This window comes from Pseudomonas sp. HMSC08G10 (assembly GCF_001808425.1).
Classification (GTDB): domain Bacteria; phylum Pseudomonadota; class Gammaproteobacteria; order Pseudomonadales; family Pseudomonadaceae; genus Aquipseudomonas; species Aquipseudomonas guariconensis.
This window is the reverse complement of the sequence record NZ_KV793298.1, coordinates 296,801-323,048: the sequence shown is the minus strand read 5'-3', so window position 1 is coordinate 323,048 and position 26,248 is coordinate 296,801. Positions and strand designations below refer to the sequence as shown.

At 63.7% G+C, this 26,248-nt stretch carries 29 protein-coding genes; 15 read left to right on the top strand and 14 right to left on the bottom strand.

Translation table 11 applies throughout. The features are described 5' to 3' along the window. Position 1 precedes the first annotated feature (1 nt). The 6 genes from HMPREF3173_RS07525 to HMPREF3173_RS07500 are packed head-to-tail and all read right to left on the bottom strand — an operon-like array spanning position 2 to position 4,627. A complete protein-coding gene (locus tag HMPREF3173_RS07525) occupies positions 2 to 697 on the bottom strand; it encodes an HAD family hydrolase (protein WP_070572097.1) in 696 nt (231 codons plus the stop codon). Beyond that, positions 694 to 1,593, bottom strand: a complete 900-nt coding sequence (xerC, locus tag HMPREF3173_RS07520; protein ID WP_070572095.1) for a tyrosine recombinase XerC — start codon at positions 1,591 to 1,593, stop codon at positions 694 to 696. The genes HMPREF3173_RS07525 and xerC overlap by 4 nt, the downstream gene beginning before the upstream one ends. Continuing rightward, positions 1,593 to 2,303: a DUF484 family protein gene (locus HMPREF3173_RS07515; protein WP_043213416.1), complete on the bottom strand. Its 711-nt coding sequence runs from the start codon at positions 2,301 to 2,303 to the stop codon at positions 1,593 to 1,595. Before HMPREF3173_RS07515 ends, xerC begins: the two co-directional genes overlap by 1 nt. A gap of 13 nt (positions 2,304 to 2,316) precedes the next feature. Further along, entirely contained in the window at positions 2,317 to 3,147 is an 831-nt protein-coding gene (gene dapF / locus HMPREF3173_RS07510) for a diaminopimelate epimerase (RefSeq protein ID WP_070572093.1), read from the bottom strand. A gap of 4 nt (positions 3,148 to 3,151) precedes the next feature. Next, on the bottom strand, positions 3,152 to 4,399 hold the full coding sequence (gene lysA / locus HMPREF3173_RS07505) for a diaminopimelate decarboxylase (protein WP_070572091.1): 1,248 nt from the start codon (positions 4,397 to 4,399) through the stop codon (positions 3,152 to 3,154). 9 nt (positions 4,400 to 4,408) lie between these two features. After that, positions 4,409 to 4,627, bottom strand: coding sequence for an LPS translocon maturation chaperone LptM (locus HMPREF3173_RS07500; RefSeq protein WP_052352483.1), 219 nt, complete (start codon positions 4,625 to 4,627; stop codon positions 4,409 to 4,411). Between the two features lie 277 nt (positions 4,628 to 4,904). On the opposite strand from HMPREF3173_RS07500, the gene cyaY reads away from it, so the two are divergent. From cyaY to rnk, 3 genes are all read left to right on the top strand, one after another. After that, positions 4,905 to 5,237: an iron donor protein CyaY gene (gene cyaY, locus HMPREF3173_RS07495; RefSeq protein WP_043213409.1), complete on the top strand. Its 333-nt coding sequence runs from the start codon at positions 4,905 to 4,907 to the stop codon at positions 5,235 to 5,237. Beyond that, positions 5,238 to 5,459, top strand: coding sequence for a DUF1289 domain-containing protein (locus HMPREF3173_RS07490; protein ID WP_070572089.1), 222 nt, complete (start codon positions 5,238 to 5,240; stop codon positions 5,457 to 5,459). Positions 5,460 to 5,592: 133 nt separating this feature from the next. Beyond that, positions 5,593 to 6,003 carry a nucleoside diphosphate kinase regulator gene (gene rnk, locus HMPREF3173_RS07485; RefSeq protein ID WP_043213405.1) on the top strand — a complete coding sequence of 137 codons (411 nt, stop codon included), beginning with the start codon at positions 5,593 to 5,595 and terminating at the stop codon, positions 6,001 to 6,003. Positions 6,004 to 6,017: 14 nt separating this feature from the next. Here the strand turns inward: rnk and HMPREF3173_RS07480 are convergent, their stop codons facing one another. The 4 genes from HMPREF3173_RS07480 to HMPREF3173_RS07465 all read right to left on the bottom strand — a co-directional run bounded on the left by HMPREF3173_RS07480 (position 6,018) and on the right by HMPREF3173_RS07465 (position 10,604). Next, on the bottom strand, positions 6,018 to 6,860 hold the full coding sequence (locus HMPREF3173_RS07480; protein WP_070572087.1) for a PI-PLC domain-containing protein: 843 nt from the start codon (positions 6,858 to 6,860) through the stop codon (positions 6,018 to 6,020). A gap of 78 nt (positions 6,861 to 6,938) precedes the next feature. Continuing rightward, positions 6,939 to 9,803 carry a class I adenylate cyclase gene (locus HMPREF3173_RS07475; protein WP_070572085.1) on the bottom strand — a complete coding sequence of 955 codons (2,865 nt, stop codon included), beginning with the start codon at positions 9,801 to 9,803 and terminating at the stop codon, positions 6,939 to 6,941. Between the two features lie 182 nt (positions 9,804 to 9,985). Then, positions 9,986 to 10,231: a TIGR02647 family protein gene (locus HMPREF3173_RS07470; RefSeq protein ID WP_043213401.1), complete on the bottom strand. Its 246-nt coding sequence runs from the start codon at positions 10,229 to 10,231 to the stop codon at positions 9,986 to 9,988. Between the two features lie 64 nt (positions 10,232 to 10,295). Then, a complete protein-coding gene (locus HMPREF3173_RS07465; protein ID WP_043213398.1) occupies positions 10,296 to 10,604 on the bottom strand; it encodes a hypothetical protein in 309 nt (102 codons plus the stop codon). 145 nt (positions 10,605 to 10,749) lie between these two features. On the opposite strand from HMPREF3173_RS07465, the gene HMPREF3173_RS07460 reads away from it, so the two are divergent. Next, positions 10,750 to 11,409, top strand: a complete 660-nt coding sequence (locus HMPREF3173_RS07460) for a glutathione S-transferase (RefSeq protein ID WP_070572083.1) — start codon at positions 10,750 to 10,752, stop codon at positions 11,407 to 11,409. 196 nt (positions 11,410 to 11,605) lie between these two features. On the opposite strand, the gene argH is transcribed toward HMPREF3173_RS07460, so the two are convergent. Then, on the bottom strand, positions 11,606 to 13,000 hold the full coding sequence (argH, locus tag HMPREF3173_RS07455; protein WP_070572082.1) for an argininosuccinate lyase: 1,395 nt from the start codon (positions 12,998 to 13,000) through the stop codon (positions 11,606 to 11,608). Between the two features lie 308 nt (positions 13,001 to 13,308). Here argH and HMPREF3173_RS07450 point away from each other — a divergent pair, with 308 nt between their 5' ends. The 7 genes from HMPREF3173_RS07450 (at position 13,309) to HMPREF3173_RS07420 (ending at position 19,677) form a co-directional block, all read left to right on the top strand. Next, positions 13,309 to 14,052: a LytR/AlgR family response regulator transcription factor gene (locus tag HMPREF3173_RS07450; protein WP_043213393.1), complete on the top strand. Its 744-nt coding sequence runs from the start codon at positions 13,309 to 13,311 to the stop codon at positions 14,050 to 14,052. Between the two features lie 105 nt (positions 14,053 to 14,157). After that, entirely contained in the window at positions 14,158 to 15,099 is a 942-nt protein-coding gene (gene hemC / locus HMPREF3173_RS07445; protein WP_070572079.1) for a hydroxymethylbilane synthase, read from the top strand. Next, entirely contained in the window at positions 15,096 to 15,866 is a 771-nt protein-coding gene (locus HMPREF3173_RS24865; protein WP_070572078.1) for a uroporphyrinogen-III synthase, read from the top strand. The genes hemC and HMPREF3173_RS24865 overlap by 4 nt, the downstream gene beginning before the upstream one ends. A gap of 45 nt (positions 15,867 to 15,911) precedes the next feature. Beyond that, positions 15,912 to 17,012 (top strand): uroporphyrinogen-III C-methyltransferase, encoded by a 1,101-nt coding sequence (locus HMPREF3173_RS24860; protein WP_070572077.1) that lies wholly within the window; start codon positions 15,912 to 15,914, stop codon positions 17,010 to 17,012. Continuing rightward, entirely contained in the window at positions 17,009 to 18,247 is a 1,239-nt protein-coding gene (locus HMPREF3173_RS07430; RefSeq protein WP_070572076.1) for a heme biosynthesis HemY N-terminal domain-containing protein, read from the top strand. The genes HMPREF3173_RS24860 and HMPREF3173_RS07430 overlap by 4 nt, the downstream gene beginning before the upstream one ends. A gap of 221 nt (positions 18,248 to 18,468) precedes the next feature. Then, positions 18,469 to 18,975, top strand: a complete 507-nt coding sequence (locus tag HMPREF3173_RS07425) for a disulfide bond formation protein B (protein ID WP_070572075.1) — start codon at positions 18,469 to 18,471, stop codon at positions 18,973 to 18,975. Positions 18,976 to 19,206: 231 nt separating this feature from the next. Then, a complete protein-coding gene (locus HMPREF3173_RS07420; protein WP_043213381.1) occupies positions 19,207 to 19,677 on the top strand; it encodes an Rsd/AlgQ family anti-sigma factor in 471 nt (156 codons plus the stop codon). A 9-nt stretch (positions 19,678 to 19,686) separates the two neighbouring features. Here the strand turns inward: HMPREF3173_RS07420 and HMPREF3173_RS07415 are convergent, their stop codons facing one another. Next, on the bottom strand, positions 19,687 to 20,349 hold the full coding sequence (locus HMPREF3173_RS07415) for an FKBP-type peptidyl-prolyl cis-trans isomerase (protein ID WP_070572074.1): 663 nt from the start codon (positions 20,347 to 20,349) through the stop codon (positions 19,687 to 19,689). Between the two features lie 224 nt (positions 20,350 to 20,573). Between HMPREF3173_RS07415 and HMPREF3173_RS07410 the strand changes: the two genes are divergently transcribed. Then, positions 20,574 to 21,662, top strand: coding sequence for an AlgP family protein (locus tag HMPREF3173_RS07410; protein WP_070572073.1), 1,089 nt, complete (start codon positions 20,574 to 20,576; stop codon positions 21,660 to 21,662). Here the strand turns inward: HMPREF3173_RS07410 and HMPREF3173_RS07405 are convergent. After that, a complete protein-coding gene (locus tag HMPREF3173_RS07405) occupies positions 21,638 to 22,120 on the bottom strand; it encodes a TIGR02444 family protein (RefSeq protein WP_070572072.1) in 483 nt (160 codons plus the stop codon). The genes HMPREF3173_RS07410 and HMPREF3173_RS07405 overlap by 25 nt on opposite strands. A gap of 69 nt (positions 22,121 to 22,189) precedes the next feature. Here HMPREF3173_RS07405 and abc-f point away from each other — a divergent pair, with 69 nt between their 5' ends. From abc-f to HMPREF3173_RS07390, 3 genes are all read left to right on the top strand, one after another. Continuing rightward, a complete protein-coding gene (gene abc-f / locus HMPREF3173_RS07400) occupies positions 22,190 to 24,100 on the top strand; it encodes a ribosomal protection-like ABC-F family protein (protein WP_070572071.1) in 1,911 nt (636 codons plus the stop codon). After that, positions 24,100 to 24,687, top strand: a complete 588-nt coding sequence (locus HMPREF3173_RS07395) for a mechanosensitive ion channel family protein (protein ID WP_070572070.1) — start codon at positions 24,100 to 24,102, stop codon at positions 24,685 to 24,687. Before abc-f ends, HMPREF3173_RS07395 begins: the two co-directional genes overlap by 1 nt. A 118-nt stretch (positions 24,688 to 24,805) precedes the next feature. Further along, complete coding sequence (locus HMPREF3173_RS07390) at positions 24,806 to 25,438, top strand: LysE family transporter (RefSeq protein WP_070572069.1); 633 nt, start codon at positions 24,806 to 24,808, stop codon at positions 25,436 to 25,438. Positions 25,439 to 25,493: 55 nt separating this feature from the next. Here the strand turns inward: HMPREF3173_RS07390 and HMPREF3173_RS07385 are convergent, their stop codons facing one another. Further along, positions 25,494 to 26,246, bottom strand: coding sequence for a slipin family protein (locus HMPREF3173_RS07385; RefSeq protein ID WP_043208196.1), 753 nt, complete (start codon positions 26,244 to 26,246; stop codon positions 25,494 to 25,496). Positions 26,247 to 26,248: the final 2 nt, after the last annotated feature.

Here is a 26,248-nt window from a genome sequence, read left to right as displayed (position 1 = left end):
TTCAGCGCCAGCGCGACAGAACGTCCGGCAACTGCGACAGCCGCTGGATTTCTGCGTCCGGTGCCCGTTCGCCCACCCACGCCTTGCCTTGGGGATTGAACCACACCGCCCGCAGCCCGGCGCGCTGGGCGCCCGCGACATCGTCAGCGGGATGGTCGCCAATGTGCACTGCAGCACCGGCCTCGACCTCGCCCCGGCGCAGGGCTTCCATGAACGGTGCCGGGTCCGGCTTGCCGATGCCCAGGTCCTCGGCGCACAAGGCAAACCTGAAGTAATCCGCCAGCCCCAGACGACGCACGTCGGCGTTGCCATTGGTGACCACGCCGAGCATGTACTGGTGGCGCAGGATTTCCAGCACAGGTTGCACTTCGGGGAACACCTCCACCTGATGGCGTGCGTGCAGGAACACCTCGAAGCCTTCGTTGGCCAGATCCAGGGCTTGTTTCTCGCTATAGCCGACCTCTTCCAGCGCATGGAACAGCACACGGCGGCGCAGGGCGCTGATGCGGTGCTTGAGACCGGGTTCGGCCTGCACCAGGCGCTCGCGGATGGCGAACAGGTGCTCGACCGGCACGCCGCCCAGGATCGGGGCATTGGCCGCGAGCCAGTCGCGCAGGACGATTTCGGCGCTGGCGATTACCGGTGCGGTGTCCCACAGGGTGTCGTCCAGGTCGAAGGTAATCAGCTTGATGCTCATGAGTCTGTGCCTTTGCTGCGTTTGGCCCGAGGATGGGCGCTGTCGTACACCGCGGCCAGGTGCTGGAAGTCCAGGTGGGTATAGATCTGCGTGGTGCCGATGTCGGCGTGGCCAAGCATTTCCTGCACTGCGCGCAGGTCCTGGGAAGACTCCAGCAGGTGGCTGGCGAAAGAGTGGCGAAGCATGTGGGGATGCAGGTGCTGTCCCAGCTCGCGCTCGCCCGCGGCCTTGACCCGCATCTGGATCGCCCGTTGGCCGAGGCGGGTGCCTTGGCGGGTCAGGAACACTGCGTTGTCCCGAGGTGCGCTGATGCCGCGCAGCTTCAGCCACTGCTGCAGGGCTTCGCGGGCCTTGCGCCCGACCGGCAACACACGGGCCTTGTTGCCCTTGCCTTGTACCTGAACCAGCCCGGCGGTGAGATCCAGCTGGTCCAGGTCAAGGTTGGTCAGCTCAGATAGGCGTAGCCCGGAGGAGTAGAAAAGCTCGAGAATCGCCTGGTCGCGACGGGCAATGAAGTCATCGTCCACGCCGCCGTCGAGCAGCTGCAAGGCGCGATCGGTGTCCAGGACCTTGGGCAGTCGGCGCTCGCCCTTGGGCGCGGCCAGGCCATTGGCCGGGTTGTGCTGACACAGATCTTCGCGGTTCAGGTATCGGTACAGCCCGCGCACTGCCGAAAGCAGGCGTGCCAGGCTTCGAGCGGACTGGCCATGCTGGTGCAGGCGCGCCACCATCTGGCGCAACTGCTGGACCTGCAGGGCCTTCCAGTCGGTGATGCCTTGGGCGGCGCAGAATTCGATGACCTTCTGCAGGTCGCGACGGTAAGCCAGTTGGGTATGTTCGGACATCTGGCGCTCATTGCGCAGATGAGCGCAATAAGCCTCCAACTGGCGTTCCATCAGCGCACCGGTCGCAGGGTCTGGGTGAAGCGCGGGACGACGCGGCCGAGCACTTCGGCGATATAGCTCAGGAACAGGGTGCCGACGCTGCTCTTGTAGTGCTGCGGGTCGCGGCTGCCGATCGCCAGTACGCCGTGCAGCCCTTGGTAGTCGAGCGCGGCGACCGCGCTGGAGCCGACTTCCTTGCGCTGCTCCTCGCCGAACAGGAACGCCAGCTCATGCTCGCGCAGGTTGCCGCTGACAGTCTTGCCGCTGCCCAGCAGCGCGCCGATGGCCTGTTGGGCTTCGCCGTTGCTGGCCCAGCGGCCGACAGGGGCTGCACTTTCGCCGAACAGGATCAGGCTGACGAAAGGCACCTGGAATTCCTGGCGAAGGCTGTCCTCCACGGCCATGACCACTTCCTCGAGGCTGCCCGCATCGAGCAGGTCGAGGATCAGGCGACGGGTCTTGTCGAACAGCCGGTCGTTGTCTCGGGCGACATCCATCAATTGCGAAAGGCGATGACGCATCTCGATGTTGCGATCGCGCAGCAACTTCAACTGGCGCTCCACCAGCGACACGCTGTCGCCACGCTGGTGGGGGATGCGCTGCTCTACCAGCAGCTCGTCGTGTTCGGCGAAGAAGGTCGGGTGGGCGCGCAGGTAGGCGACCACGGCCTCGGCATCGAGGCTGGGGGCCTGCTCGGGTACAACCTGGGGTTGATCGGTCATGGCGGTTACTCGTTTAGAGACGAACCTGTCCTTCATACACGCGTACGGCTGGGCCAGTCATCAGTACAGGCTTGCCGGGGCCGGCCCACTCGATGTTCAGGCGGCCGCCCGGCAGGTCGATGCTCACCGGCGAATCCATCCAGCCTTGGCTGATGGCGGCTACCGCGGCCGCACAGGCCCCGGTACCGCACGCCTGGGTTTCGCCGGCGCCACGCTCCCAGACCCGCAGGTTGGCGTGGTGGCGGTCGACGACCTGGATAAAGCCGGCATTGACCCGCTGCGGGAAGCGCGGATGGTGTTCGATTTTCGGGCCCAGCTCATGCACCGGGGCCGTTCTCACGTCATCGACACGCAGCACCGAGTGGGGGTTGCCCATGGACACGGCGGCGATCGAATGGACCTGGCCGTCGACTTCCAATGGATAGCTCAGGGCCTGTTCATCGGCGATGAAGGGTATCTCGGCCGGGGCGAAGCGCGGCGGGCCCATGTCGACACACACCTGGCCGTCGTTGCGCACGTCCAGCTCGATGATGCCGCCTTTGGTTTCCACGCGGATGCGCTTCTTGGCGGTCAAGCGCTTGTCCAGCACGAAGCGGGCGAAACAGCGCGCACCGTTGCCGCACTGCTCGACCTCGGAACCGTCGGCATTGAAGATCCGATAGCGGAAGTCCACGTCCGGGTTGTTCGGCGCCTCGACGATCAGCAGCTGGTCGAAGCCGACGCCGGTGTTGCGGTCACCCCACTGCTTGGCATGCTTGGGCTGGATGTGCGCGTGCTGGCTGACCAGGTCCAGGACCATGAAGTCGTTGCCCAGCCCGTGCATCTTGGTGAAACGCAGCAGCATGGTTTCACTCCGGCAGCAGGCTTTCGCCGGCGAACAGTTCGGCAATGGTTTCCCGGCGACGGACTTCGAAAGCCTCGTTGCCATCGACCAGCACTTCGGCGCAGCGGCCACGGGTGTTGTAGTTCGAGCTCATGACAAAACCATAGGCGCCGGCGGACTGAACGGCCAGCAGGTCGCCTTCGGCCAGGTTCAGTACGCGGTCCTTGGCCAGGAAGTCGCCGGTCTCGCAGATCGGGCCGACCAGGTCATAGGTGCGGCCTTCACCGGCACGCGGCTTGACCGCGCTGACGCCCATCCAGGCCTGGTACAGGGCCGGGCGGATCAGGTCGTTCATCGCCCCATCGATGATGGCGAAGTCCTTGTGTTCGGTGTGCTTGAGGTATTCGACGCGGGTTAGCAGGACACCGGCATTGGCGACGATGTAACGGCCCGGCTCGAACACCAGGGCCAGGTCACGTTCGCCGACGCGCTCGCGAATGGCCTGGATGTAGTCCGAAACCAGCGGTGGCTCTTCGTCGCGGTAGCGAACGCCGACACCACCGCCCAGGTCCAGGTGGCGCAGGTGGATACCGCACTCAGCCAGGCGGTCGACCAGCACCAGCAGGCGGTCCAGGGCATCGAGGAAGGGCTCGACGGTGGTCAACTGCGAGCCGATGTGGCAGTCCACGCCCACCACTTCCAGGTTGGGCAGTTGCGCGGCGCGCACGTAGATGGCTTCGGCGTCGGCGATGGCGATGCCGAACTTGTTTTCCTTGAGACCGGTGGAGATGTACGGGTGGGTGCCGGCATCGACATCCGGGTTCACGCGTAGCGAGACCGGGGCGACCTTGCCCATCTCGGCCGCCACCACTTGCAGGCGCTCGAGCTCTTCGGTGGATTCGACGTTGAAGCAGTGCACACCGACTTCCAGCGCGCGGCGCATGTCGTCACGGGTCTTGCCGACACCGGAGAACACCACCCGATCGGCGCGTCCGCCTGCGGCCAGCACACGCTCCAATTCACCGCCGGAAACGATGTCAAAGCCTGCGCCCAGGCGTGCCAGGACGTTCAGCACGCCCAGGTTGGAGTTGGCCTTGACCGCGAAGCAGACCAGGTGCTCGGTGCCTTGCAGGGCATCGGTGTAGCTGCGGTACTGGGCCTCGATGTGGGCGCGCGAGTACACGTAGGTCGGGGTGCCGAAACGTTCGGCGATGGCCGACAGGGCCACGCCTTCCGCGAACAGCTCGCCGTCGCGGTAGTTGAAAGCGTCCATTGGATTTCCTTAGTACTGCGCGGGCTGCGACTCTGGCTGGGCGGGTTCGGCAGGCTCGAGCGTCTCGGCCGGTTGGGCCGGCTGGACCGCTTGATGCTGGTGCGATTTGCGGGCGTCCTTGCCGTCCTTGCCGTCTTCTGGCAGGTACAGAGGGCCCTTCTGACCGCAGGCCGAAACGAGGCAGGCAACCGCGACCAGCGCCGCGAGGGAGGAAATCAGGCGCTTCATTGGCGAATCCTTTGAAATATGCAGTATTGCGCCCGAGTATACCGAGCGCCTGCCGGATTGCCTATGCAAGGACCGGTCCGCCTGGCGGCCCGATCAAGCTTCACTGACAAGGGCATACGGTTCGACGCAGGCTCAGGTTTTTTCCTGCCGCTTGCAGCTTCCCGCTCGAAGCTTGAAGCTTATAGCGCGAAGCTTATAGCTTGATGCTTTGCATTCCCGGCAAGTCGCCCGTATCTTGCCCGGCTTGCCGTAAGCAGCCAATTTCGAGGTACCTGCAATGAGTTTGAGCGAAGCGCGTTTCCACGATCTGGTCGACGCGACACAACAGGCCCTGGAAGACCTGTTCGATGAGAGCGGCCTGGACGTGGACATGGAGAACTCCGCCGGGGTGCTCACCATCAAGTTCGACAGCGGCAGCCAGCTGATCTTCAGCCGCCAGGAGCCGCTGCGCCAGCTTTGGCTGGCCGACCGTTCCGGGGGATTCCACTTCGACTACGACGAAGAGAGCGGCAAGTGGGTCTGCGAGAAGAGCGAAGAGCTGCTGGGTGAGATGCTCGAGCGTATCGTCTGGGAGCGAGCCGGCGAGAAGCTGGACTTCGACGAGATCTGAATGAGCGACCAGCCTCGGCCACCCAAGCCGCTTTACAGTAACGTCAGCCCGGCGGTGCCGTCGCCTTGCATCAGCGTGTGCCGGCTCGACGAGCGCCGGGTCTGTACCGGGTGTTTCCGTCATGTCGAGCACATCCGCGAATGGCGTTCGGCCGACGACGAACGGCGCCGGCAAATCTGCCGTGAAGCCCAGACCCTGCGAGGGCAGCACATCGGCCATTGACGGTCCGGGCTTGAGTATTTGTCCGGCTGTGGTAGTGTCGGGCTTGCGTCGATGACGTCAAAAGCATTCACAAACCCCGCCCTTGGGCGGGGTTTTGCTTTATCTGCCTGTTAAAAAGGAGTCTGACTGGATCATGAGCACCAAGCCTTCCCTCATCCTCACCCGATTGGACGTACAGCGTCTCGAGCGCCTGATCGACAGCCTCGACGAAAGTACGCCGGGTGTGCTCGCCCTGCAGGACGAGCTGGACCGCGCCGATCAGGTGGTCGGTCACGAGGACGTCCCGGCCGGTGTGGTGACCATGAACTCGCGTGTGCACTGCCGCGAGGAAGCCAGTGGCAAGGACTATCACCTGACCTTGGTCTACCCGAAGGATGCCGGCCCCGAAGGCAACGTCTCAATCCTGGCGCCGATCGGTTGTGCGTTGCTGGGGCTGTCGGTCGGGGACCAGATCGACTGGCCAGCCCCGGGCGGCAAGACCCTCAAGCTCAAGCTGCTGGCCGTTGAGTACCAGCCGGAAGCTGCGGGCGACTACGATCTCTGATCCCTGCGCGGATTTCAGGGCGCGTTCTGCGCCCTGAGCTGGCAGGCATGGATGCAGTTGTCGACGATGCGGCTGCGCAGCGACCAATCGGTGTTGATGATGTAAAAGCCTTGGATATAACTGTCCAGGTCTTGCGAGTCGAACCATTCATCGATCTTGTCGCTGAAATCATCGGGCGTGAATATCACCTTGTTGTATTTGGCGCACTGGATCGAGCGCAGTGTGCCGTCAGGCTTATAACGTTGAGCCTTGTCATCCATGAAGGCTTTCAGTTCCTCGGTAGACGGTGTGTTCTCACCGATCCAGACCTGCTCCACACCATTCCAATGGTCGCCGCCAGCACTATGGTTATAGGCGATCACCACCGTTTGGCCTGGATGCTCATTCCAGAGCTGATCCAAGGTCAGCGAGTGCAGATCGTAAGGAATGATTCGCGGGCCGAGGTGCTTTTCCAGCATGGCCAGCATCCATTTATGCTCCTGGGCGCTGAAGTTATCGAACTGGTGGAAGTCGAGAATGATGATCTCCCGTTCGTTGGCGGGATCTTGATAGAAGCGGTTCAACTCGAGCACCACATCGCCAAGCACCGTGCGCCCGGAAGTGTTCAGGTGGTAGAGCTTGTAGCGGTAGGGGGACTCAGGTGTGTATTCACGGCTGGCACGTACTCGAAGGTCGAGGACGCGGATGCCGCCGCGGATCTGGTCGATGCACGAAACGTCCTGGGTCACTTCCTGAGGGGGAATGACATTGTCGGCGTTCTTGTCCATGCCAGAGTCATGGCTACCCGGCAGTACCAGTTGATCAATTCGTAGGCGGCCCAGTTCAGGCAGGTTGCCCATCCAGTTCTGCTTGTTCATCACGCACTCCAGTCATTGAATGAGTGCACAGCTTCTGGTTGGCTGGATTGGCTGTTTAGAGGGAACTGTTGCTCATAGTCAGGGGGCGAGCGTCGCCTGCAACTGTTCCAGGCCACCGTTGAGCGCCCGCTCCAGCTGGGTTTTGTAACGCAGGTAAAGCGCGGTGGAGCCTTGGTCGTCGCCTAGCAGTTCGGACAGGTCCAGATCGGTGATATAGCAGCGATAGCTGCCCGCGCTACGCCGTTGCCCTAGGATTTGCCGAGCGACCACGGCGTACAGCTGCTCGCCATGCTCCAGCTCCGAGAACTCATGCTGGTTGCAGTAGAGGGTGATGTGTACCTCGTCCGACGCGCTGGCCTGCAAGATCGCCTGGACTTCATAGTATGGCTGGCCGGCGCCTTCTCGCGGTGCCGGGCGTGGCTCCAGGCTGCGCGCCTTGCCAGGGCCCGAGGGCAGCAACTGGTAATACAGGATCTCCAGCGATGTCTGCTGCAGGCTGTCCAGTGGCAGTTGTGCATCGTGTCGCATCAACACAGAGCGCAGGAAGCGTTGCAGCGGCAGCAACAGGTGTGCCTCGTCCTGCAACGGTAGGCGTTGATGCCACAGGGCGTTGTATTCATCCAGCACGTAGAGGTCGGCCCACCCCTCCAGCAGGCGATAGAACACCTGCAGGCAATCGCGGCGGCCCTGTTCCAGCACTAGCGGCAGGTCATGGTCCTGCAAGGCGTTGGCATCCAGGTGCAGAGGGCTGTACTGGCCGCGCTCCTCGCCCAGGCAACCCAGTACCGCGTCATGATCGGGCAGGGTGGTCAGGGTGACTTGTCCAGGTTGCAGTTCCAGTACATGGGTGTGCTGCGCCACCTGCAGCAGGTAGCGATGGTTCAGCCTCTGCTCGAGCAGCAATTGAGCGGTGTCGAAGATTTCCTCGACCCGCAGGGCGATGGCCTGGGCGCGATTGCGACAGAAGCAGCGCACCCGTAGCCGGGGGCGTTGATTGCGCTGGCCGAGGCTGTTGAGGAAGTCGCGCAGGCAGCGCACCAGCGCGTGTTCGCCGTCGTAGCGCTGGACCAGCACCTCGTTCCAACTGTTGAGGGTGACCTGATCGAGCGTCAGGACGAGGTTTTCGCGCACACCGGCGTAGCTCAGCGAGTCGGTACGTTCGGTGGTCATCAGGATGTTCAGATCGCGATGATGACGCAGCGGATCGACGCCGACGTTGACCAGCAGCAGGATCTCATCGGCCACGCTCGGTTGCAGCAGGCGGACTTCGCTGACCGTCCCCAGTGGCAGCGGGATGCTCTGTTGCAAGCTGCCCAGCAGATTGAACAGCTCAAAGTCGGTCAGGTCGCTGTCGCCGGGGTGCAAGGCCAGGCGCGTGGTGTTGTCGATCACGCCATTGCGATGGGCCCAGGTGAGCAGCTCGAGCAGCTCGCGGCAACGCTTGAGGGGGCTGAAGTGCTCCCATTCGTGTACGCCCAGGTTGCCGTTGTACAGGCCCCAATGGGTGGTGCCCGGCTCCTTGCGGTTGGGCGACTGGACCAGGGTCAGGGTGTCTTCGGCCAAGTCCGGCGCGATACCCGGGTTGATCACCTCGATCTTGCCGGCCCGGCGCTCGAAGGCCGCATACAGCCGACGACCCAGCACATTGAGGTCGCGTTGGTCGGCACGACTGCTGGCGCTCTGGTCGCGGGCGAACTGGGTGAGGAAGCGATAGCTGTGGTTGAGCTCGGCTACCAGCTCACGGCGTTCCGCGGCCACCTGGCGTACCTTCCATTGGCTACGGGTATCGAGCATGGCCAGTTGGCGTTCGTCCCAGCCCCACTCATTGGTCAGACGCGCGAGCAACTGGCGTTGCCAGCCGCTGGCGCGGGAGCGGCCGAGCTCGCTGAGTTTCTTGTTCACTTTCAGGTACAGGCTACGACGTACCAGCTCCAGGCGGGTGGACTCACCCCGTTGTTGCAAGTACTGCTCGATGCGGCGGTAGACCATGACGTAGGGGTCCAGCGCGTCGAGGTCCAGCTGGTTGGCGAACACCGCCTGCTTGTATTCCAGGCTCAGGCAGCGGACATCGGGGTGTTCGCTGGCATAGACCTCGGTGAGCAACAGTTTGAGCAATGACTTGTAGGGCGAATCGATCCCCTTGAACAACTGCCACAGGCCGGCGCCGACGAATTCTCCGGGCGGGATATGCGCCAGGTGACCGAGGTCCAGGTCGTCCTCGGCGCGGATGAACCGTTTGGACAGCAGGGTCTGGGTGTAGGCCCGGTAGTTGTGTTCCTCGTAGACGGGCACCAGCCACCACAGTGGTGTGCGCCCGGCCAGCCAGATCGCGGTGCGGTAGAACTCATCGAGCAGTAGGTAATGCTGGGTAGTCCCGCAGTCGTCGGAGCTGAGCTCCCCATTGCGCTCGCCCTGGACGAACCCCTGGGGCTCGATGAGGAAGAAATGCGCCTCGGCGCCCTGGCTGGCGGCCCAGGTTTCCAGAAGCTGACATTTACGCCGCAGTTCGGCCAGTTCGTCTTCCTGTAACCCTGGGGCGTGACATACCCACAGGTCCATGTCGCTTTGCTCGGCCTGGGCCAGCGTGCCTAGGCTGCCCATCAGAAATAGCCCGTGGATCGGCTGCGGCGCCGTGCCGTGGCGGGGTTTGTAGGTGAAGGAGCGGGCCAGGCGCTGGGCTTCGGCCAGCAGATCGGGGCCAGGCTCGAAGCCCGAGACACCGGCTGGCGTCGTGCCCGAGACATAACCTGGGAGCACGGGGTGGTTGACGTGAAACAGCAGGGGCAGCGCGGTCAGCACCTGTTGCTGGCGGGTGGAGAGCCCTTCCCGCGCACGCTCCAGGCGGCCTTGGTTCAGGTGCAGAAAGCGCGCACGCAGTTTCGCCAGTTCCTTGCGGTCGATGCCTTGCTCGAGGTCGGGGCGGATTTCGTGGGGGCTGTTCATTGCACACTCAAGGACAGGGCCAGGGGAAGCATCGGCGAGTTTAGCCTGAGTGATGGGGTCGGATAAGCAAAAAACGGGTTTTTTGGCGTCATTTCTCCGTCATTGCAGGCCCCGTTCACAACCAAACCCGTCCCGACAGGCATGTCGGGCGGATTGGGCTGTACGTAACGGCGGCGAAAGGCTCAGGCTGGCTGCGCGGCCTTGAGGATGGTCAGCACTTGCTGAACGCTCTGGGCGGCATCCAGCCCCAGGCTGGTCAGGTAGCCACCATCGGGTTGGTCGGTGAGTTGCTTGTCGTACAGGCGGCGGGCCGCGGCCACCAGGGCAGGGGCGGCGTTGCTGTGGACCTTGATGCCTTCCTGGTGGGAATCCAGGTTGAACAGGGCGAGGACTTCCAGTTCAGCGATCAGTTCGGGGGTAAAGGACATGGGGACTCCTGACTTCCAGACAAGGACGGAGGCACCGTGGTCGGTGCCTGATCCTGGAGTGTAGTCAGGCTTCGTCGTCGTCGCCTTGATCTGCTTCAGGTGGCAGCTCGGGCAAGGCGCGCAAGGCGTTCTCGTACCACTCGCCATTGAAGGGGCGGTCCTCGTCGAGCATGGCGTCGATCTCGATGGCCAGGACATGGGCCATGAGGTTGAGGATGTCCTCGCGTTCGTAGCCGACCAGGGTCAGTTTGTTGAATGTGGCCTTGGCTGCCGGCGGTTCGCCGCTTTCGATCTGGTTCTCGATGGCCTGGGTCAGGGTTGCCTCGACGAAGGCTTCCTCTTCGTTGTTGTCGATGTCGCTGGGCTCGCTCATGGCAGTGCTCCTGGGGTGGGATGCACAGTTTGCCATGCTTGCGCTGGCCATGCCTGGCCATCGATAGGGTCGATGATGCTGGTCAGAGCCTGGGGATGAGTCTATAAAAGCCGGGCCATCCCCACACGGCCTGGAGGCTGTATCAATGCTCAAGCTTCACGGATTCGCGGTCAGCAACTACTACAACATGGTCAAACTGGCCTTGCTGGAGAAAGGCCTGCCATTCGAAGAGGTGCTGTTCGTTCCCAATCAGACCCCGCAAGCCCTGGCGATCAGTCCCCGCGGCAAGGTACCGGTGCTCGAGACCGAGCACGGTTTTCTCAGCGAAACCACAGTGATCCTCGATTACATCGAGCAGACCCAGGGCGGTAAGCCGCTGCTGCCGGCAGATGCCTTCGCCCAGGCCAAGGTGCGGGAGCTGGTCAAGGAAATCGAACTGTATATCGAGCTTCCGGCGCGGACCTGTTATTCCGAGGCTTTCTTCGGCATGGCCGTCGAGCCGCTGATCAAGGAGCGCGCCCGCACCGAGCTGCTGGCCGGTTTTGCCACGCTCAAGCGCAACGGCAAGTTTGCCCCTTACGTGGCAGGCGAAACGTTGACGCTGGCCGATCTGGTGTTCTGCTTCTCGGTGGACCTGGCCTGCGCAGTGGGCAAGAAGGTGCTGAACGTCGATTTCCTGGCCGAGTTCCCCGAGGCCAAGGCATTGCTGGAGACGCTGGGGGCGAACCCGCACATGGCGAAGATCGTGGCGGACAAGGAGGCGGCGATGCCGGCTTTCCTGGAGATGGTTCGCAGCAAGCGCTGAGAGAAGTAGCGGCCGTATGCGGCCAAGAGGCGCGGGTTCATCACCCATCGTGCTGCAAGGCACCGGTTTTGCCGGTGTTCGCGGCGGTTCGGCACCTCGATGAACCCGCTCCCACTGAAACCACTAAAACGTTGGGGGCGTGAGTTCATCGAGGCGCCGAACTGCCGCGACTGAGGGCAAACCCTCGCGAAGCGGCTTAACGCGAAGCCAGCAGCGCCTTGCCGCGGGCCACGGCTGCACGTACTTGGGCCGGTGCGGTGCCGCCAATGTGGTTGCGCGCATTGACCGAGCCTTCCAGGGTCAGCACGGCGAAGACGTCCTGCTCGATCTGGTCGCTGAACTGGCGCAGTTCGTCCAGGCTCATCTCGGCCAGATCCTTGCCGGTGTCGACGCCATACTTCACCGCGTGACCGACGATCTCGTGGCAGTCACGGAACGGCAGGCCACGACGGACCAGGTAGTCGGCGAGGTCCGTGGCAGTGGAGAAGCCGCGCAGGGCCGCTTCACGCATGATGGCGTGCTTGGGCTTGATCGCAGGAATCATGTCGGCGAAGGCGCGCAGGGAGTCGCGCAGGGTATCGGCGGCGTCGAACAGGGGCTCCTTGTCTTCCTGGTTGTCCTTGTTGTAGGCCAGCGGCTGGCCTTTCATCAGGGTCAGCAGGCCGGTCAGGGCGCCGAACACGCGGCCGCTCTTGCCACGCACCAGCTCCGGGACGTCCGGGTTCTTCTTTTGCGGCATGATCGAGCTGCCGGTGCAGAAGCGGTCGGGCAGGTCGATGAACTGGAACTGCGCGCTGGTCCACAGCACCAGCTCTTCGGAGAAGCGCGACAGGTGCATCATCGCCAGGCTTGCCGCGGCGCAGAATTCGATGGCGAAGTCGCGGTCCGAGACGCCATCCAGCGAATTGCCGGCGACGGCCTCGAAGCCCAGCAGCTTGCAGGTCAGCTCACGGTCGATCGGGTAGGTGGTGCCGGCCAGCGCGGCGCTGCCCAGCGGCATACGGTTGGTGCGCTTGCGGCAGTCGACCAGGCGCTCGTAGTCGCGGCTGAGCATCTCGAACCAGGCCAGCAGGTGATGACCGAAAGTCACCGGCTGCGCGGTCTGCAGGTGGGTGAAGCCGGGCATGATGGTCTCGGCTTCGCGCTCGGCCTGCTCCAGCAGGCCCTGCTGCAGGCGGGTGATCTCGGCCAGGATCAGGTCGATCTCGTCGCGCAGCCACAGGCGGATGTCGGTAGCCACCTGGTCGTTGCGGCTGCGGCCGGTGTGCAGCTTCTTGCCGGTGATGCCGATGCGGTCGGTCAGGCGGGCCTCGATGTTCATGTGCACGTCTTCCAGGTCGACGCGCCAGTCGAAGCTGCCCGCTTCGATCTCGCCCTGGATGGTCTTCAGGCCGTCGATGATGGCATCGCGCTCGGCGTCGGTGAGTACGCCGACCTGCGCCAGCATGGTGGCGTGGGCGATCGAACCCATGATGTCGTGGCGGTAGAGGCGCTTGTCGAAATCGACCGAGGCGGTGAAACGGGCGACGAAGGCGTCGACGGGCTCACTGAAGCGGCCGCCCCAGGACTGATTGGTCTTGTCGGTGCTCATGGATTCACTCGTTGAAGGCGTGAACGAAAAAGTGGCGCCGATCATAACAGGGTTGGAGCGCGCGCCGCAGGGCGCTGGTCGAGAGAAATCTCGCAAAGCCCGGGGGGAATCGGTGTGTGGGGATATTCAACGATTGAACGGCAGTGTTCCACGGACCGTCTACAGTTGGACAGAGGACTGGCGGCGAATCTGCCGGGCCAGTGAATCTTTGGCCGTCGCATCGGTCTAGAGCGTGACCGCGTGTCGGTCGCCCTACACCTTGTCTACGCTATACCCATGCGAGACTCACTCAGGAATCCAGCGTAATTATGAATGTCCTGATCGTTGATGACGAACCCCTGGCCCGTGAACGCCTGACCCGGATGCTTGGCGAGCTGGAGGGCTACACCGTGCTGGAGCCCAGTGCCACCAACGGCGAGGAGGCCCTGGCCTTGATCGACAGCCTCAAGCCTGATGTGGTGCTGTTGGACATCGGCATGCCTGGTCTGGATGGCCTTCAGGTGGCCGCCCGGCTGTGCGAGCGCGAAGCGCCACCGGCGGTGGTGTTCTGTACCGGTGACGACGAGTACGGGAGCCAGGCTTTCCGGGAAAGCACCCTCAGCCATGTGACCAAACCCATCCAGCCTCAGGCCCTGCGCGAAGCCTTGCGCAAGGCCGACAAACCCAACCGCGCCCAGCTCGCCGCGCTCACCCGCCCGGCCAATGAAGGCGGCGGCCCGCGCAGTCATATCAGCGCGCGGACCCGCAAGGGTATCGAGCTGATTCCCTTGCCCCAGGTGATCTATTTCATTGCCGACCACAAGTACGTGACCTTGCGCCACGAGGCCGGGGAGGTCTTGCTGGACGAGCCGCTCAAAGCCTTGGAGGACGAGTTCGGCGAGCGCTTCGTGCGCATCCACCGCAACGCCCTGGTCGCCCGGGAGCGTATCGAGCGCCTGCAACGCACGCCACTTGGGCACTTCCAGCTGTTCCTCAAAGGGCTCGACGGCGATGCGCTGACAGTCAGTCGCCGCCACGTGGCGGGTGTGCGCAAGATGATGCAGACGCTCTGAACCGGCGGATGTCGGCCAGGGAAGGCCGGGTGATGACCTGAATCTGCTAGGTGCGCTGGCGGAGCTGTTATCATCGGCGGCATTTCTCCTGGATCGGGGCGTTCCATGTCCACTCGTGAAATCCGCATTGCCACCCGTAAAAGTGCCCTGGCCCTGTGGCAGGCCGAATATGTCAAAGCCCGCCTGGAAGAGGCCCATCCTGGCCTGGTCGTGACCCTGGTGCCCATGGTCAGCCGCGGTGACAAGCTGCTCGACTCGCCATTGTCGAAGATCGGCGGCAAGGGCCTGTTCGTCAAGGAACTGGAAACCGCCCTGCTCGAGCACGAGGCCGATATCGCCGTGCATTCTATGAAGGACGTGCCCATGGACTTCCCTGAAGGCTTGGGCCTGTACTGCATCTGCGAGCGCGAAGATCCACGCGATGCATTCGTATCCAATACCTTCACCAGCCTCGATGCGCTGCCGGCCGGCAGCATCGTCGGTACCTCCAGCCTGCGCCGCCAGGCTCAGTTGCTCGCGCGACGCCCGGACCTGCAGATCCGCTTCCTGCGCGGCAACGTCAATACCCGCTTGGCCAAGCTCGATGCTGGCGAGTACGACGCCATCATCCTCGCCGCGGCTGGCTTGATCCGCCTTGGTTTCGAAGACCGCATCAGTTCCACCATCAGCGTCGACGAGAGCCTGCCCGCCGGTGGCCAGGGCGCGGTGGGCATCGAATGCCGCAGTGCGGACCAGGCGATTCACGCCTTGCTGGCGCCGCTTCATCACACCGACACCGCCGATCGCGTGGTGGCCGAGCGGGCGCTGAACAAACGCCTGAACGGCGGTTGCCAGGTGCCAATCGCCTGCTACGCGGTACTTGAAGGCGAGCAACTGTGGCTGCGTGGCCTGGTCGGCCAGCCCAGCGGCGGCACGTTGCTGGTGGCCGAAGCCCGCGGCCCGCGTGGCCAGGCCGAGGCTTTGGGTGTGCAGGTCGCTGAGGATCTGCTTGGCCAGGGGGCCGAGGCCATCCTCAAGGAGGTCTACGGCGAGGCTGGGCACCCGTGAGCCCTTGGCGCCTGCTGCTGACCCGCCCCGAAGAGGAGTGCCAGGCGCTGGCGCAAAGCCTCGCGCAGGCAGGGATCGCCAGCAGCAGCCTGCCTTTGCTGGCCATCGAACCGGTGGCGCTGCAGGCCGGGCAGCACCAATACCTGGCGGACTTGCACGGTTACCAGGTGATCATCGTGGTCAGCAAGCCAGCCGCGCGCTTGTTACTCGAGCAGTTGGGCCAGGCCGGCCTGCAGCCGCCGCGAGAAGGTTGGTTCACCGTGGGGGCGGCCACGGCGCAGGTGCTGCAGGCGCAGGGCTTGAAAGTTGACTTTTCGGCGCAAGGTGACGACAGCGAGGCCTTGCTCGCGCTACCGCACCTGCGCGAGGCTATGAACCGGGCCGCCACCCCTCGCGTTTTGATCGTGAGGGGCGTCGGAGGTCGCGAACTGCTGGCCGGGCGTCTCGCAGAGCAAGGTGCTAGTGTCGATTATCTGGAACTGTATCGACGCAACCTGCCGGTGTATCCGGCTGGCACCCTGCTGCGCCGCATCGAGGCGGAACGCCTGAATGGCCTGGTGGTCAGCAGTGGGCAGGGGCTGGAGCACCTGCTGCAGCTGGCGGGGGCCGACTGGCCACGCCTGGCGCGCCTGCCATTGTTCGTGCCGAGCCCGCGGGTAGCCGAACAAGCCAGGGCGTTGGGCGCCCAACAGATTGTGGATTGCCGTGGCGCCAATGCCGCGGCCTTGATGGCAGCCGTGCAGCGAACTACTGCACCTGCCGACTAAGGCGCTAAGCTCAATGCGACGCGCCCCCATGCAAAGGATGGATACGTGAGCGAAACTGTCTTGTCCAACAACGAACAACCCACGGCGTCCGATACGCCGGAATCCACCTCCGCCACGCCTGCCAAGCGCTCTGGCAACGGCCTGGCACTGTTGGCCCTGCTGCTCGGCGCGGCTGGGGTCGCCGTCGGTGGCTGGGGTGTCTGGCAGGTCCGTCAGCTGCAAGGCAGCGAGCAGGGCCAGGGCCAGCATCTGCAGGCCCTGAACGAGCGCACCGAGGCGCTGCAACAACGCGAGCAGCAGATCAGCGCGCAACTGGCCACCCTGCCGGCGGCCAGCGAGCTGGAGGACCGCCGTCGCCTGGTGGCACAGTTGCAGGGCGACCAGCAACGCCTCAACCAGCGTCTGGAAACCATTCTGGGCGAGAGCCGCAAGGAATGGCGCCTGGCCGAGGCCGAGCACCTGCTGCGCCTGGCGACACTGCGTCTTTCTGCGCTGCAGGACATCGCCAGCGCCAAGGCCCTGGTCGAAGGGGCAGACGAGATTCTTCGCGAGCAAAGCGACCCTGGGGCATTCGCTGCCCGAGAACAACTGGCGCGCAGCCTGGCCACCCTGAACAGCACCGAGCAGCCGGACCGCACCGGTCTGTTCCTCAAGCTGGCAGCCCAGCGCGAGCTGGTCCAGCAGCTCAGCGCACAAGCGCCTGAGTTCGAAACCAAGGCCGACGCCCTGGGCGCACTGACGGCCGATGGCGATGGCGCCAGCCGCCTGTCCCAATGGTGGGCGGAGATTTCCAAGTACTTCCAGATCGAGTTCAACGCCGACGAGAATGTGCGGCCGCTGTTGTCCGGACAATCGCTCAACCAGCTGCGTCTGGCGCTGAGTCTGACCATCGAGCAGGCACAATGGGCGGCGCTCAACGGCGAAGCGAAGGTCTATACACAGGCCTTGGACGATGCCCGCAGCGTGTTGCTGGCCAATTTCAACGCCGACAACCCGCAGAGCAAGGCCATGCTCGCCAGCCTCAACGAACTGGCCGAACAGCCGGTCTCGGTGGTCACCCCTGACCTGTCCGAGAGCCTGGCCGCGGTGCAGGCGTACATCCAGCGTCGCCACCTGCCAGCCGAAGCCGAAGGGGCCAAGCCATGAAGCGCGTCTACCTGCTGGCGGTGCTGGCGATCGTGGTAGCTGCGGCATTGGGCATCGCGGTCGCCAAGCACAGTGGCTACGTACTGGTCGCCTATGGTGGGTTCCGCTACCAGTCCGGACTGTGGGCGGCCTTGGCAGCGCTGGTCGCCATTGTCGTGGTGCTCTGGCTGGTGCGTTACTTGATCGGTCTGGTGCTGACTTCGAGCGGTGTGGTCAATCCCTGGTCGCGGCGCAACCGCAGCCGTCGTACACGCATCGCTATCGAGCAGGGGCAACTGGACCTTGCCGAAGGCCGTTGGGCGAGTGCCCAGCGCCACCTGCACCGCGCTGCCGAGGCCGAGCGCCAGCCATTGCTTTACTACCTTGGCGCGGCCCGAGCCGCCAATGAGCTGGGGCGTGTCGAAGACAGCGACAGTCTGCTCGAGCGCGCCCTGGAGCGTCAGCCCCAGGCCGAGTTGGCCATCGCCCTGACTCATGCGCAATTGCAGATGGATCGCGGCGACATTGGCGGTGCTCATGAAACCCTGCTGGCCATGCAGGAGCGTCACCCTCACAACAACCAGGTGCTGCGCCTGTTGTACCGCCTGCACCTGGAGCAAGGTGACTGGTCGGCGTTGATCCGTCTGCTGCCGGAGCTGCGCAAAAGCAAAGTGCTGCCGGCCAAGGAACTCGCCGAGCTGGAGCAACGCGCCTGGGGTCAGAACCTCGGCCTGGCGGCGACCCGCGGCGAAGATGCCCAAGCTGCCCGCCAAGCCTTGGAGCGGGCCTGGCAACAGCTTACGACCGCCCAGCGCCAGGAGGCGCAATTGGTATCGGCCTACGCTGAGCAGCTGCGCCAGCTCGGTGCCCAGGGCGAAGCCGAACAGGTGCTGCGCACGGCGCTCAAGCGTCAATACGAAAGCCACCTGGCCCGTCTGTATGGGCTGGTGCGCGGCGACGATCCGGCCCGACAGCTGCAAACGGCCGAAGGCTGGCTCAAGGACCACCCGCAGGACCCAAGCCTGCTGCTCACCCTGGGCCGTCTGAGCCTGCAGAACCGACTGTGGGGCAAGGCCCGGGACTACCTCGAAAGCAGCCTGCGTATGGAGCGCAATCCGGAAGCCTGTGCTGAGCTGGCCCGGCTGTTGGCCGGGCTGGGTGAGACCGAACGCAGTAATCAGTTATTCCAGGAGGGACTGGGCCTGCTGGACGAGCGACTGTTGGCTTTGCCACTGCCCGAGGGCGTGCGAGCCTGACCGAACCAGGTACCCACGCCGAGCCGTGGGTACCTGGCGCTGTAACTTCTCCTGTTAGGTTGGCGGCATTTACGCTAACTCTCTTCGGAAATCTCCTACTCGAAGTTGCAGACTTTCCTTTTTCAATCAGGGAGTTGTCTCTCCTGTAGCGCCTTGAAACAAAGCGCCTCTTTCCACTACCGTTCCGGGCTACTTCATTTTGATCCGGGACCTTCTCGCTCATGCTGCCGGCCCGCTTGCGCACCTTTTTTCTGATTGGCGGTTTCGCCTCGGCGGCGGTCCTGCTTGCCTCGTTCTGTCTCGAAAACACCCTTGGCCTGGTGCCGTGCTCCCTGTGTTTCAGCCAGCGATTGCTGCTTGGGTTGTACGCATGGGTGTGTATGTGTGCGGTGTTACATTCGCCGGGCATGGTCGGCAAGCGCAACTATGCGGTGCTGGCGCTAGGTTGTTCGTTGAGTGGAGCGCTGCTGGCATCCAGGCATGTCTGGTTGCAAGGGGCGGGGCTGACGGTCGATGCCTGCCAGATGCCGTTCGCGTGGATGCTGGAGCAGTCGTGGGACCAGGCGTTGAAGATGCTGGTACTGGGTGGCCCCGACTGCACCTCGCTGACCTGGAGCTTCGTCGACCTGACCTTGCCCGAGTGGAGTCTGCTGGCGTTCCTGTCTTTGTCGGCCCTTCCGCTGAGCTGGTTGCTGGGCTACCGCATGCGCCAACTCGGCAAAGATTGATCCACGACAAATGTCATGGGATCGCACGACCAGCGGTGTCCTGCCAGGGTATTAAACACTTGTATGAACTTTGTCCACTGCGTACCTTGAAGCCCAGCACGTGCGGGAATAATCTCGCAGCACGCTTACCGAAAATACAACTGCTCGATGCCGTCCTGCTGATGTCACCTTTGTGCCGCGGTATTAGCGCACGAGGTGCAGCGGCATCTACCCAGAAGGGAAGAGATCGCCATGCTCGATAGTTGTCAGAACGCTCAGGAACGCTGGGGTGGGGTTCACAAGCTGATCGACCGTTGGCTCCAGGAACGAGCGGAGCTGGTCCAGGCCTTTCGCGCCTTGCGCGACGCCAAACCGGCCTTCGCCGACAAAGACAAAAACCGTGATTTTTGCGCGGTGCTCGTCGACTATGTTTCGGCGTGGCATTTCGAAGTGAGTGAGCAACTGGTCACCGAGGCCAAGGCGTTCGGTGACGAGGGTGCGCTGCAGCTCGCCGAGCAGATCAACCCGCGAATCAACGACATCACCCAGATTGCACTGGCCTTTAACGACCATTGCGAAAAGGGCGAGTGCAAGGACCCCGAGCGCTTCTCCAAGAAATTGGGCGAACTCGGCAGCCTGTTGCACGAGCGCTTCGAGCTCGAGGACTGCCTGATCGAGGTGCTGCACAACGCGCACAAGGAAGAGGGCGCGGTGCAGGCCTGAGGGCAGGCGTCAGTCGGCCACCGCCAGCAGTTCGATTTCAAAGACCAAGGGGGTGTAGGGCGCGATCAGGTCGCCCGCACCTTCGGCTCCATAGGCTTGTGCCGACGGGATCACCAGGCGCCACTTCGAACCTGCCTTCATGTGCGGCAATGCCACTTGCCAGCCTTCGATCACGGAGTCCAGGTTGAACCATTGGGGCTGCTGGTTCTGGTCGAACACCGAGCCGTCCGGCAGCTTTCCTACGTAGCGTACCTGGACCTTGCCACCGGCTTTGGGTGAGTTGCCCGTACCGCTTGCCAGCTCGCTGTAGAGAATGCCTTCTGGCAGCTCGTGGACACCTGCCCGCGCCCGCTCGTTGGCTAGGAAGCGTTTCTCCGCTGCCAGGCTTTTATCAATCTGGGCCTGTTCGGCGGCCGCGCTGGCTTGTTCTTCGTGTTGCTGGAGAATGGCTTGCATGCGCGGCTTGTCGAGCTTAAGTGACTGGCCCTGGTAGGCCTGGCGCAGGCCCTCGACCAAAGCGTCGAGCTCGAGGCCGGGCACTTCGTCACGCAGGCGTTCACCCAGGCTGGCGCCAAGGCTGTACGCCAGGTCGTGGTTGGAGGGGGATGCTTCAGGGTTGGCCCAGGCCAAAGGCGCTGTCAGGCACAGGCCGAGAATAAGATAACGAGGCACGGTCAACTCCTGCTGCGATGAGCGCAAAGTATGCCAGCCTTGTTGGCCAAAGATGTGTAAATATCAGCAACACTTTATTGGGCAACTACACTTGCACCGAGCTGCAAGATGACAACTTTGCCCAGGCATGCAACGCGGCGTTCATAATACTGTCCACATGCCCTAGCGGCGGTAGCAGCAGAAGCATAGTATGAGCCGCAATCTCGTCAGCCAGGAGGTAAACCATGTCGGCCAAGAAGAAGCCAGTCAGTACGCCGTTGCACCTGCTCCAGCAACTTTCGGGTAGTCTGCTCGAACATTTGGAAGATGCCTGCTCGCAAGCGCTGGCGGATGCCGAGAAACTGCTGGCCAAGTTGGAAAAACAGCGCGGCAAAGCCCAGGAAAAACTGCACAACGCACGCCTGAAGTTGCAGGACGCCGCCAAGGCCGGTAAAGCCAAGGCTCAGAACAAGGCGCATAAAGTATCCGCTGAACTTGAGGACCTGCTCGACTCGCTCAAGGAGCGTCAAGCGCAGACTCGCACTTATATCCAGCAACTTAAACGTGACGCCCAGGAAAGCCTGAAACTTGCCCAGGGTGTTGGCAAAGTGCGCGAGGCTGCCAGCAAGGCGCTCGACCAGCGCGCGTCGGCCGCTAAGGCACCTGCCAAGCCGGCAGTGACTAAAGCCATTGCCCGTCCGGCTGCCAAGGCGACTGCAAAACCAGCCGCAAAACCGACCGCCAAAACCGCCGCTGCCAAGACCGCAGCCGCCAAGCCCGCTGCCAAGGCGCCGGTGAAAGCCGCTGCCAAGCCTGCGGCCAAGGCCCCGGCGAAAGCCGCTGCCAAGCCTGCGGCCAAGACCCCGGCGAAAGCCGCTGCCAAGCCTGCAGCCAAGGCCCCAGCCAAGCCGGCTGCCGCCCGTACCGCGGCTGCAAAACCTGCCGCAAAACCTGCCGCTGCCAAGGCCACCGCCAAGCCGGCTACGACTAAGACCGCCGCCGCCAAGCCCGCTGCCAAAGCCGCCGCCAAGCCGGCTGCCGCCAAACCTGCCGTCGCCAAGCCTGCAGCCAAGCCCGCCGCAGCCAAACCGGCCGCAGCCAAGGCGACTACCGCCAAACCGGCCGCAACCAAGACCACGGCTGCCAAGCCTGCTGCGCGTAAGGCCCCGGCCAAGCCAGCTGCGGCCAAGCCTGCCGCCAGCAAGCCAGCAGAAGCCAAGCCTGCCGCACCGGTGACCAGCAGCCCTGCGCCAGCGACCAACTCGGCAGCGCCTGCCGCCGCGTCGCCAGCACCGGCCAGCACCCCGGCTCAGTCGGCGCCGTCGGCCTCCTGACGCCCATTGGCCACGGCGCGCAGCTGATTCAGCGCGTCGTGGCCACGGGCTTGCTCGGGCACCAGCCATTGCAGCCAGTCGCCTGGCGGGCCGCTCGGGTCCGCAGGCCATTGCCCCGCACACGCCTGCAAACGCGCCAGCAACGTGCGCTCCGCTTCCAGCTCCAATCCCTTCACCTGCTCGCGCAGCGACGCCAACTGCGCATCGCCTTGCGCCGCTTCGCGCCATTGTTGGCGCAGCACGCGCAGGGGAGCTATGACCTGTTGCTGCCATGGGCCGGCAATGGCTTGTAGCGCAGCCGCGCGCATCGCATCGGGTGCGACACGGCGGGCCTGCAGCCAAGTCCCGCAAAGCATCAGACAGACATCCGCGCCTGCCCCTTGCAGTGCAAGGCAGGCCGCTTCGACCCCGGGCTGGCGATACAGCGCCAGGGCGTGATTCCACAATTCGTTCTGCATGTTCGGACTCGCCAGTGGTCAAGGTGGCCTGTGTGCCCAGAAGGGAAGCTGATAGACTCCGCGACCATCATGATCAGACTATCGAATCTCACTTTACAGCGTGGTCCGCAGCGCTTGCTAGAAGGCGCCGAGATGACCCTGCACGCCGGTCACAAGGCCGGCCTGATCGGCGCCAACGGTGCCGGAAAATCCAGCCTGTTCGCCTTGCTGCGCGGTGAGCTATCGCCCGATGCCGGCGACTGCCAACTGCCTGGCGATTGGCGCATCGCCCACATGCGCCAGGAGGTCGACACCCTCGATCGCCTGGCGGTTGACTATGTGCTCGACGGCGACGTACGCCTGCGCAAGATCCAGGCTGACCTGGCTATCGCCGAGGCAGCCCACGATGGCACCGCCGTGGCGCGCCTGCACAGTGAGCTCGACAGCGCCGACGGTTACACCGCCGATGCTCGCGCGCGTAAGCTGCTGGCAGGTCTGGGTTTCACCACCGAGCAGATGGATCGGCGCGTTGGCGACTTCTCCGGTGGTTGGCGGATGCGCCTGAACCTGGCCCAGGCCCTGATGTGCCCATCCGATCTGCTGCTGCTCGACGAGCCCACCAACCACTTGGACCTGGACGCCATCCTCTGGCTGGAGGACTGGCTCAAGGGCTATCCCGGCACGCTGCTGCTGATTTCCCACGACCGCGACTTCCTGGACGCTGTGGTCGACCACGTGCTGCATGTCGAGCAGCGCAAGCTCAATCTCTACAAAGGCGGCTACAGCGCCTTCGAACGCACCCGTGCCGAGCGTCTGGCACAGCAGCAACAGGCCTATGAGAAGCAGCAGGCCCGCCGCGCGCACATGGAAAAGTACATCGCGCGCTTCCGCGCCCAGGCCACCAAGGCCCGTCAGGCGCAGAGCCGGATCAAAGCCCTGGAGCGCATGGAGGAGTTGTCTGCTGCCCATGTGGACTCGCCGTTCGACTTCGTCTTCCGCGAGTCGGAGAAAATCTCCAACCCGCTGCTGGACCTTTCCGAAGGCCGTCTGGGCTATGGCGACAAAGCCATCCTGGAGAAGGTCAAGCTGCAGCTGGCGCCCGGTGCACGCATCGGCCTGCTGGGCCCTAACGGTGCCGGCAAGTCGACCCTGATCAAGAACCTCGCTGGTGAGCTCGAACCCATCGCCGGACGCCTGGTGCGGGGTGAGAACCTGGCGGTGGGCTACTTCGCCCAGCACCAGCTCGACTCCCTGGACGACAAGGCCAGCCCCCTACTGCACTTGCAGCGAATTGCCCCGGCCGAACGTGAGCAGACCCTGCGCGACTTCCTCGGCGGGTTCGATTTCCACGGCAACCGCGTCGACGAGCCGGTGGTGAACTTCTCCGGCGGCGAAAAGGCGCGCCTGGCCCTGGCGTTGATCGCCTGGGAGCGGCCGAACCTGCTGCTGCTCGACGAGCCGACCAACCACCTGGACCTGGAGATGCGCCTGGCCCTGACCATGGCCCTGCAGGAGTTCAGTGGCGCGGTGGTGGTGGTTTCCCACGACCGTCACCTGCTCAAGAGCACCACCAACGACTTCCTGCTGGTGGCCGATGGCAAGGTCGAAGCCTTCGACGGTGACCTGGACGACTACAGCCGGTGGTTGATCGACTATCGCCAACGCAGTGCGCCGGTCAGCAATGCCCCGGCCAACCCAGACAAGACCGACAAGAAGGCCCAGCGTCAGGCCGCCGCCGCGTTGCGTCAGCAACTGGCACCGCACAAGCGTGCCGCCGAGAAGCTCGAGACCGAGCTGAACCAGGTGCATGGGCAACTGGCCGAGATCGAAACGGCGTTGGGTGATGGTGGCCTGTACGAGGCGTCCCGCAAGGACGAACTGCGTGACCTGTTGGCGCGCCAGACCAAACTTAAGCAGCGCGAGGGCGAGCTGGAAGAAGCCTGGATGCAAGCGCTGGAAACCCTCGAGGCCATGCAGGCCGAGCTGGAGGCGTTGTCCTGATGGAGGAACTGCGCTCGCTGCTGCCAGGGCAATGGATGGACGCGTTCTGGCTTGGGCTGCAGATCCTGCTGATCCTGATCGCCGCGTTCATCTTGCAGCGTGTGATCGCACGTGGGCTGAGTCGGCTGGGTAACCGCTATCCGCTGCCACCCGAGCTGCTGGTGCCGGTGCGTGGCGGTCTGCGCTGGCTGATCATGGGCAGTGCGCTGTTGTTCGTGCTCGAGCGCCTGGGCGTTTCGGCCACGGTGCTGTGGACGGCGCTGTCAGGCTTCGTCGCGGTGGCGGCGGTGGCGTTCTTCGCCATCTGGAGCGTGCTCTCCAACCTGCTGTGCGCGGTGCTGATCTTCACCGTCGGACCGTTCCGTATCGGTGATGTGGTCGAGCTGGTGGACACCCTCGACAAGCCGGGAGTCAAGGGCCGGGTGATTGCCATCAACCTGTTGTACACCACGCTGATGGAAACGCCCGAGGCGGGCGGGGCGCTGGTGCAGGTGCCGAACAGTCAGTTCTTCCAGAAAGCCGTGCGCCGTTGGCGTGGGACCGAAGTGGCTACGGTGTCGAAGGGCGAGCCGGTCGAGGCGGATTGACCCGTTGACGGTGTTGATTTCTTCGCGGGGGTGACAGAAGCCACGAAAAATCGCTGGTGATTTTTTCACCAACCCCTTAGCTTTACGTTTTGCAACATATGTTCGAGCGAGGTGTGCGATGTCGATGGAAACCTGGTTGGCCTTCTTTGCCGCGTGCTGGGTAATCAGCCTGTCGCCGGGTGCTGGGGCCATCGCCTCGATGTCCAGCGGCCTGCAGTACGGGTTCTGGCGTGGCTACTGGAATGCCCTGGGCTTGCAACTGGGCCTGATCGTGCAGATCGCCGTGATCGCCGCCGGTGTGGGCGCCATCCTTGCCGCCTCGTCCACCGCCTTCCAGCTCATCAAATGGTTCGGCGTCGCTTACCTTGTGTACCTGGCCTACAAACAGTGGCGCGCCTTGCCCATGGACATGAATGACACCTCGGGCGTGCGGCCTATCGGCAAGCCGATGAGCTTGGTGTTCCGCGGTTTCCTGGTCAACGTCAGCAACCCCAAGGCACTGGTGTTCATGCTCGCGGTGCTACCGCAGTTCATCAATCCGCATGCGCCGCTGGTGCCCCAGTACCTGGCCATCACCGCCACCATGATCACCGTGGACATGCTGGTCATGGCCGGCTACACGGGCCTGGCGGCCCGCGTACTGCGGTTACTGCGCACGCCCAAGCAGCAAAAGCGCATGAACCGCACGTTTGCCGGCTTGTTCATCGGTGCGGCGGCGTTTCTGGCGACCTTGCGCCGCGCGCCGGTCTGAACCGTTCGCAGCCCCCACAGGTTCGGGGTCGAGCTTGTGGGGGCTGCAGCGAGGATCAACGCGGTTTATCGACCAACCCCTTGAGCAAGTCCACCGGCAGCGGAAACACGATGGTCGAGCTCTTGTCCCCGGCAATTGCCCCCAGCGTCTGCATGTAGCGCAACTGCATCGCTCCTGGCTCCTTGCTTAGCATCTGCGCCGCCTGCATCAGCTTCTCCGAGGCCTGCAATTCACCTTCGGCGTGGATCACTTTGGCCCGCCGTTCACGCTCGGCTTCGGCCTGACGGGCGATGGCGCGGACCATCGATTCATTGAGGTCAACATGCTTGATCTCGACGTTGGCCACCTTGATGCCCCACGCATCGGTCTGGGCGTCGAGCACTTGGCGGATGTCCAAGTTGAGCTGCTCGCGTTCGGCCAGCAGTTCGTCCAGTTCATGCTTGCCGAGTACCGCGCGCAGGGTGGTCTGGGCCAGCTGGCTGGTGGCGCTGAGAAAGTCCTCCACCTGGATGATCGCCTTCTGCGGGTCGAGCACGCGAAAGTACAACACGGCATTGACCTTGACCGAGACGTTGTCGCGGGTGATCACGTCCTGGGGCGGCACGTCGAGTACCACGGTGCGCAGATCGACCCGCACCATCTGCTGGATCCCCGGGATCAGGATGATCAAGCCCGGCCCTTTGACCTGCCAGAAGCGCCCCAGTTGGAACACCACGCCCCGCTCGTACTCGCGCAGGATGCGCAGGGCCGACAGCAACAGCAGGCCGATGACCGCCAGCAAGGCGCCAAAACCGAATTGAACGAACATCT

Coding starts and splice junctions, on each gene's coding strand:
- HMPREF3173_RS07525 (WP_070572097.1), bottom strand. CDS start 697: ATGAGCATCAAGCTGATTACCTTCGACCTGGACGACACCCTGTGGGAC.
- xerC (WP_070572095.1), bottom strand. CDS start 1,593: ATGGAACGCCAGTTGGAGGCTTATTGCGCTCATCTGCGCAATGAGCGC.
- HMPREF3173_RS07515 (WP_043213416.1), bottom strand. CDS start 2,303: ATGACCGATCAACCCCAGGTTGTACCCGAGCAGGCCCCCAGCCTCGAT.
- dapF (WP_070572093.1), bottom strand. CDS start 3,147: ATGCTGCTGCGTTTCACCAAGATGCACGGGCTGGGCAACGACTTCATG.
- lysA (WP_070572091.1), bottom strand. CDS start 4,399: ATGGACGCTTTCAACTACCGCGACGGCGAGCTGTTCGCGGAAGGCGTG.
- HMPREF3173_RS07500 (WP_052352483.1), bottom strand. CDS start 4,627: ATGAAGCGCCTGATTTCCTCCCTCGCGGCGCTGGTCGCGGTTGCCTGC.
- cyaY (WP_043213409.1), top strand. CDS start 4,905: ATGAGTTTGAGCGAAGCGCGTTTCCACGATCTGGTCGACGCGACACAA.
- HMPREF3173_RS07490 (WP_070572089.1), top strand. CDS start 5,238: ATGAGCGACCAGCCTCGGCCACCCAAGCCGCTTTACAGTAACGTCAGC.
- rnk (WP_043213405.1), top strand. CDS start 5,593: ATGAGCACCAAGCCTTCCCTCATCCTCACCCGATTGGACGTACAGCGT.
- HMPREF3173_RS07480 (WP_070572087.1), bottom strand. CDS start 6,860: ATGAACAAGCAGAACTGGATGGGCAACCTGCCTGAACTGGGCCGCCTA.
- HMPREF3173_RS07475 (WP_070572085.1), bottom strand. CDS start 9,803: ATGAACAGCCCCCACGAAATCCGCCCCGACCTCGAGCAAGGCATCGAC.
- HMPREF3173_RS07470 (WP_043213401.1), bottom strand. CDS start 10,231: ATGTCCTTTACCCCCGAACTGATCGCTGAACTGGAAGTCCTCGCCCTG.
- HMPREF3173_RS07465 (WP_043213398.1), bottom strand. CDS start 10,604: ATGAGCGAGCCCAGCGACATCGACAACAACGAAGAGGAAGCCTTCGTC.
- HMPREF3173_RS07460 (WP_070572083.1), top strand. CDS start 10,750: ATGCTCAAGCTTCACGGATTCGCGGTCAGCAACTACTACAACATGGTC.
- argH (WP_070572082.1), bottom strand. CDS start 13,000: ATGAGCACCGACAAGACCAATCAGTCCTGGGGCGGCCGCTTCAGTGAG.
- HMPREF3173_RS07450 (WP_043213393.1), top strand. CDS start 13,309: ATGAATGTCCTGATCGTTGATGACGAACCCCTGGCCCGTGAACGCCTG.
- hemC (WP_070572079.1), top strand. CDS start 14,158: ATGTCCACTCGTGAAATCCGCATTGCCACCCGTAAAAGTGCCCTGGCC.
- HMPREF3173_RS07430 (WP_070572076.1), top strand. CDS start 17,009: ATGAAGCGCGTCTACCTGCTGGCGGTGCTGGCGATCGTGGTAGCTGCG.
- HMPREF3173_RS07425 (WP_070572075.1), top strand. CDS start 18,469: ATGCTGCCGGCCCGCTTGCGCACCTTTTTTCTGATTGGCGGTTTCGCC.
- HMPREF3173_RS07420 (WP_043213381.1), top strand. CDS start 19,207: ATGCTCGATAGTTGTCAGAACGCTCAGGAACGCTGGGGTGGGGTTCAC.
- HMPREF3173_RS07410 (WP_070572073.1), top strand. CDS start 20,574: ATGTCGGCCAAGAAGAAGCCAGTCAGTACGCCGTTGCACCTGCTCCAG.
- HMPREF3173_RS07405 (WP_070572072.1), bottom strand. CDS start 22,120: ATGCAGAACGAATTGTGGAATCACGCCCTGGCGCTGTATCGCCAGCCC.
- abc-f (WP_070572071.1), top strand. CDS start 22,190: ATGATCAGACTATCGAATCTCACTTTACAGCGTGGTCCGCAGCGCTTG.
- HMPREF3173_RS07395 (WP_070572070.1), top strand. CDS start 24,100: ATGGAGGAACTGCGCTCGCTGCTGCCAGGGCAATGGATGGACGCGTTC.
- HMPREF3173_RS07390 (WP_070572069.1), top strand. CDS start 24,806: ATGTCGATGGAAACCTGGTTGGCCTTCTTTGCCGCGTGCTGGGTAATC.
- HMPREF3173_RS07385 (WP_043208196.1), bottom strand. CDS start 26,246: ATGTTCGTTCAATTCGGTTTTGGCGCCTTGCTGGCGGTCATCGGCCTG.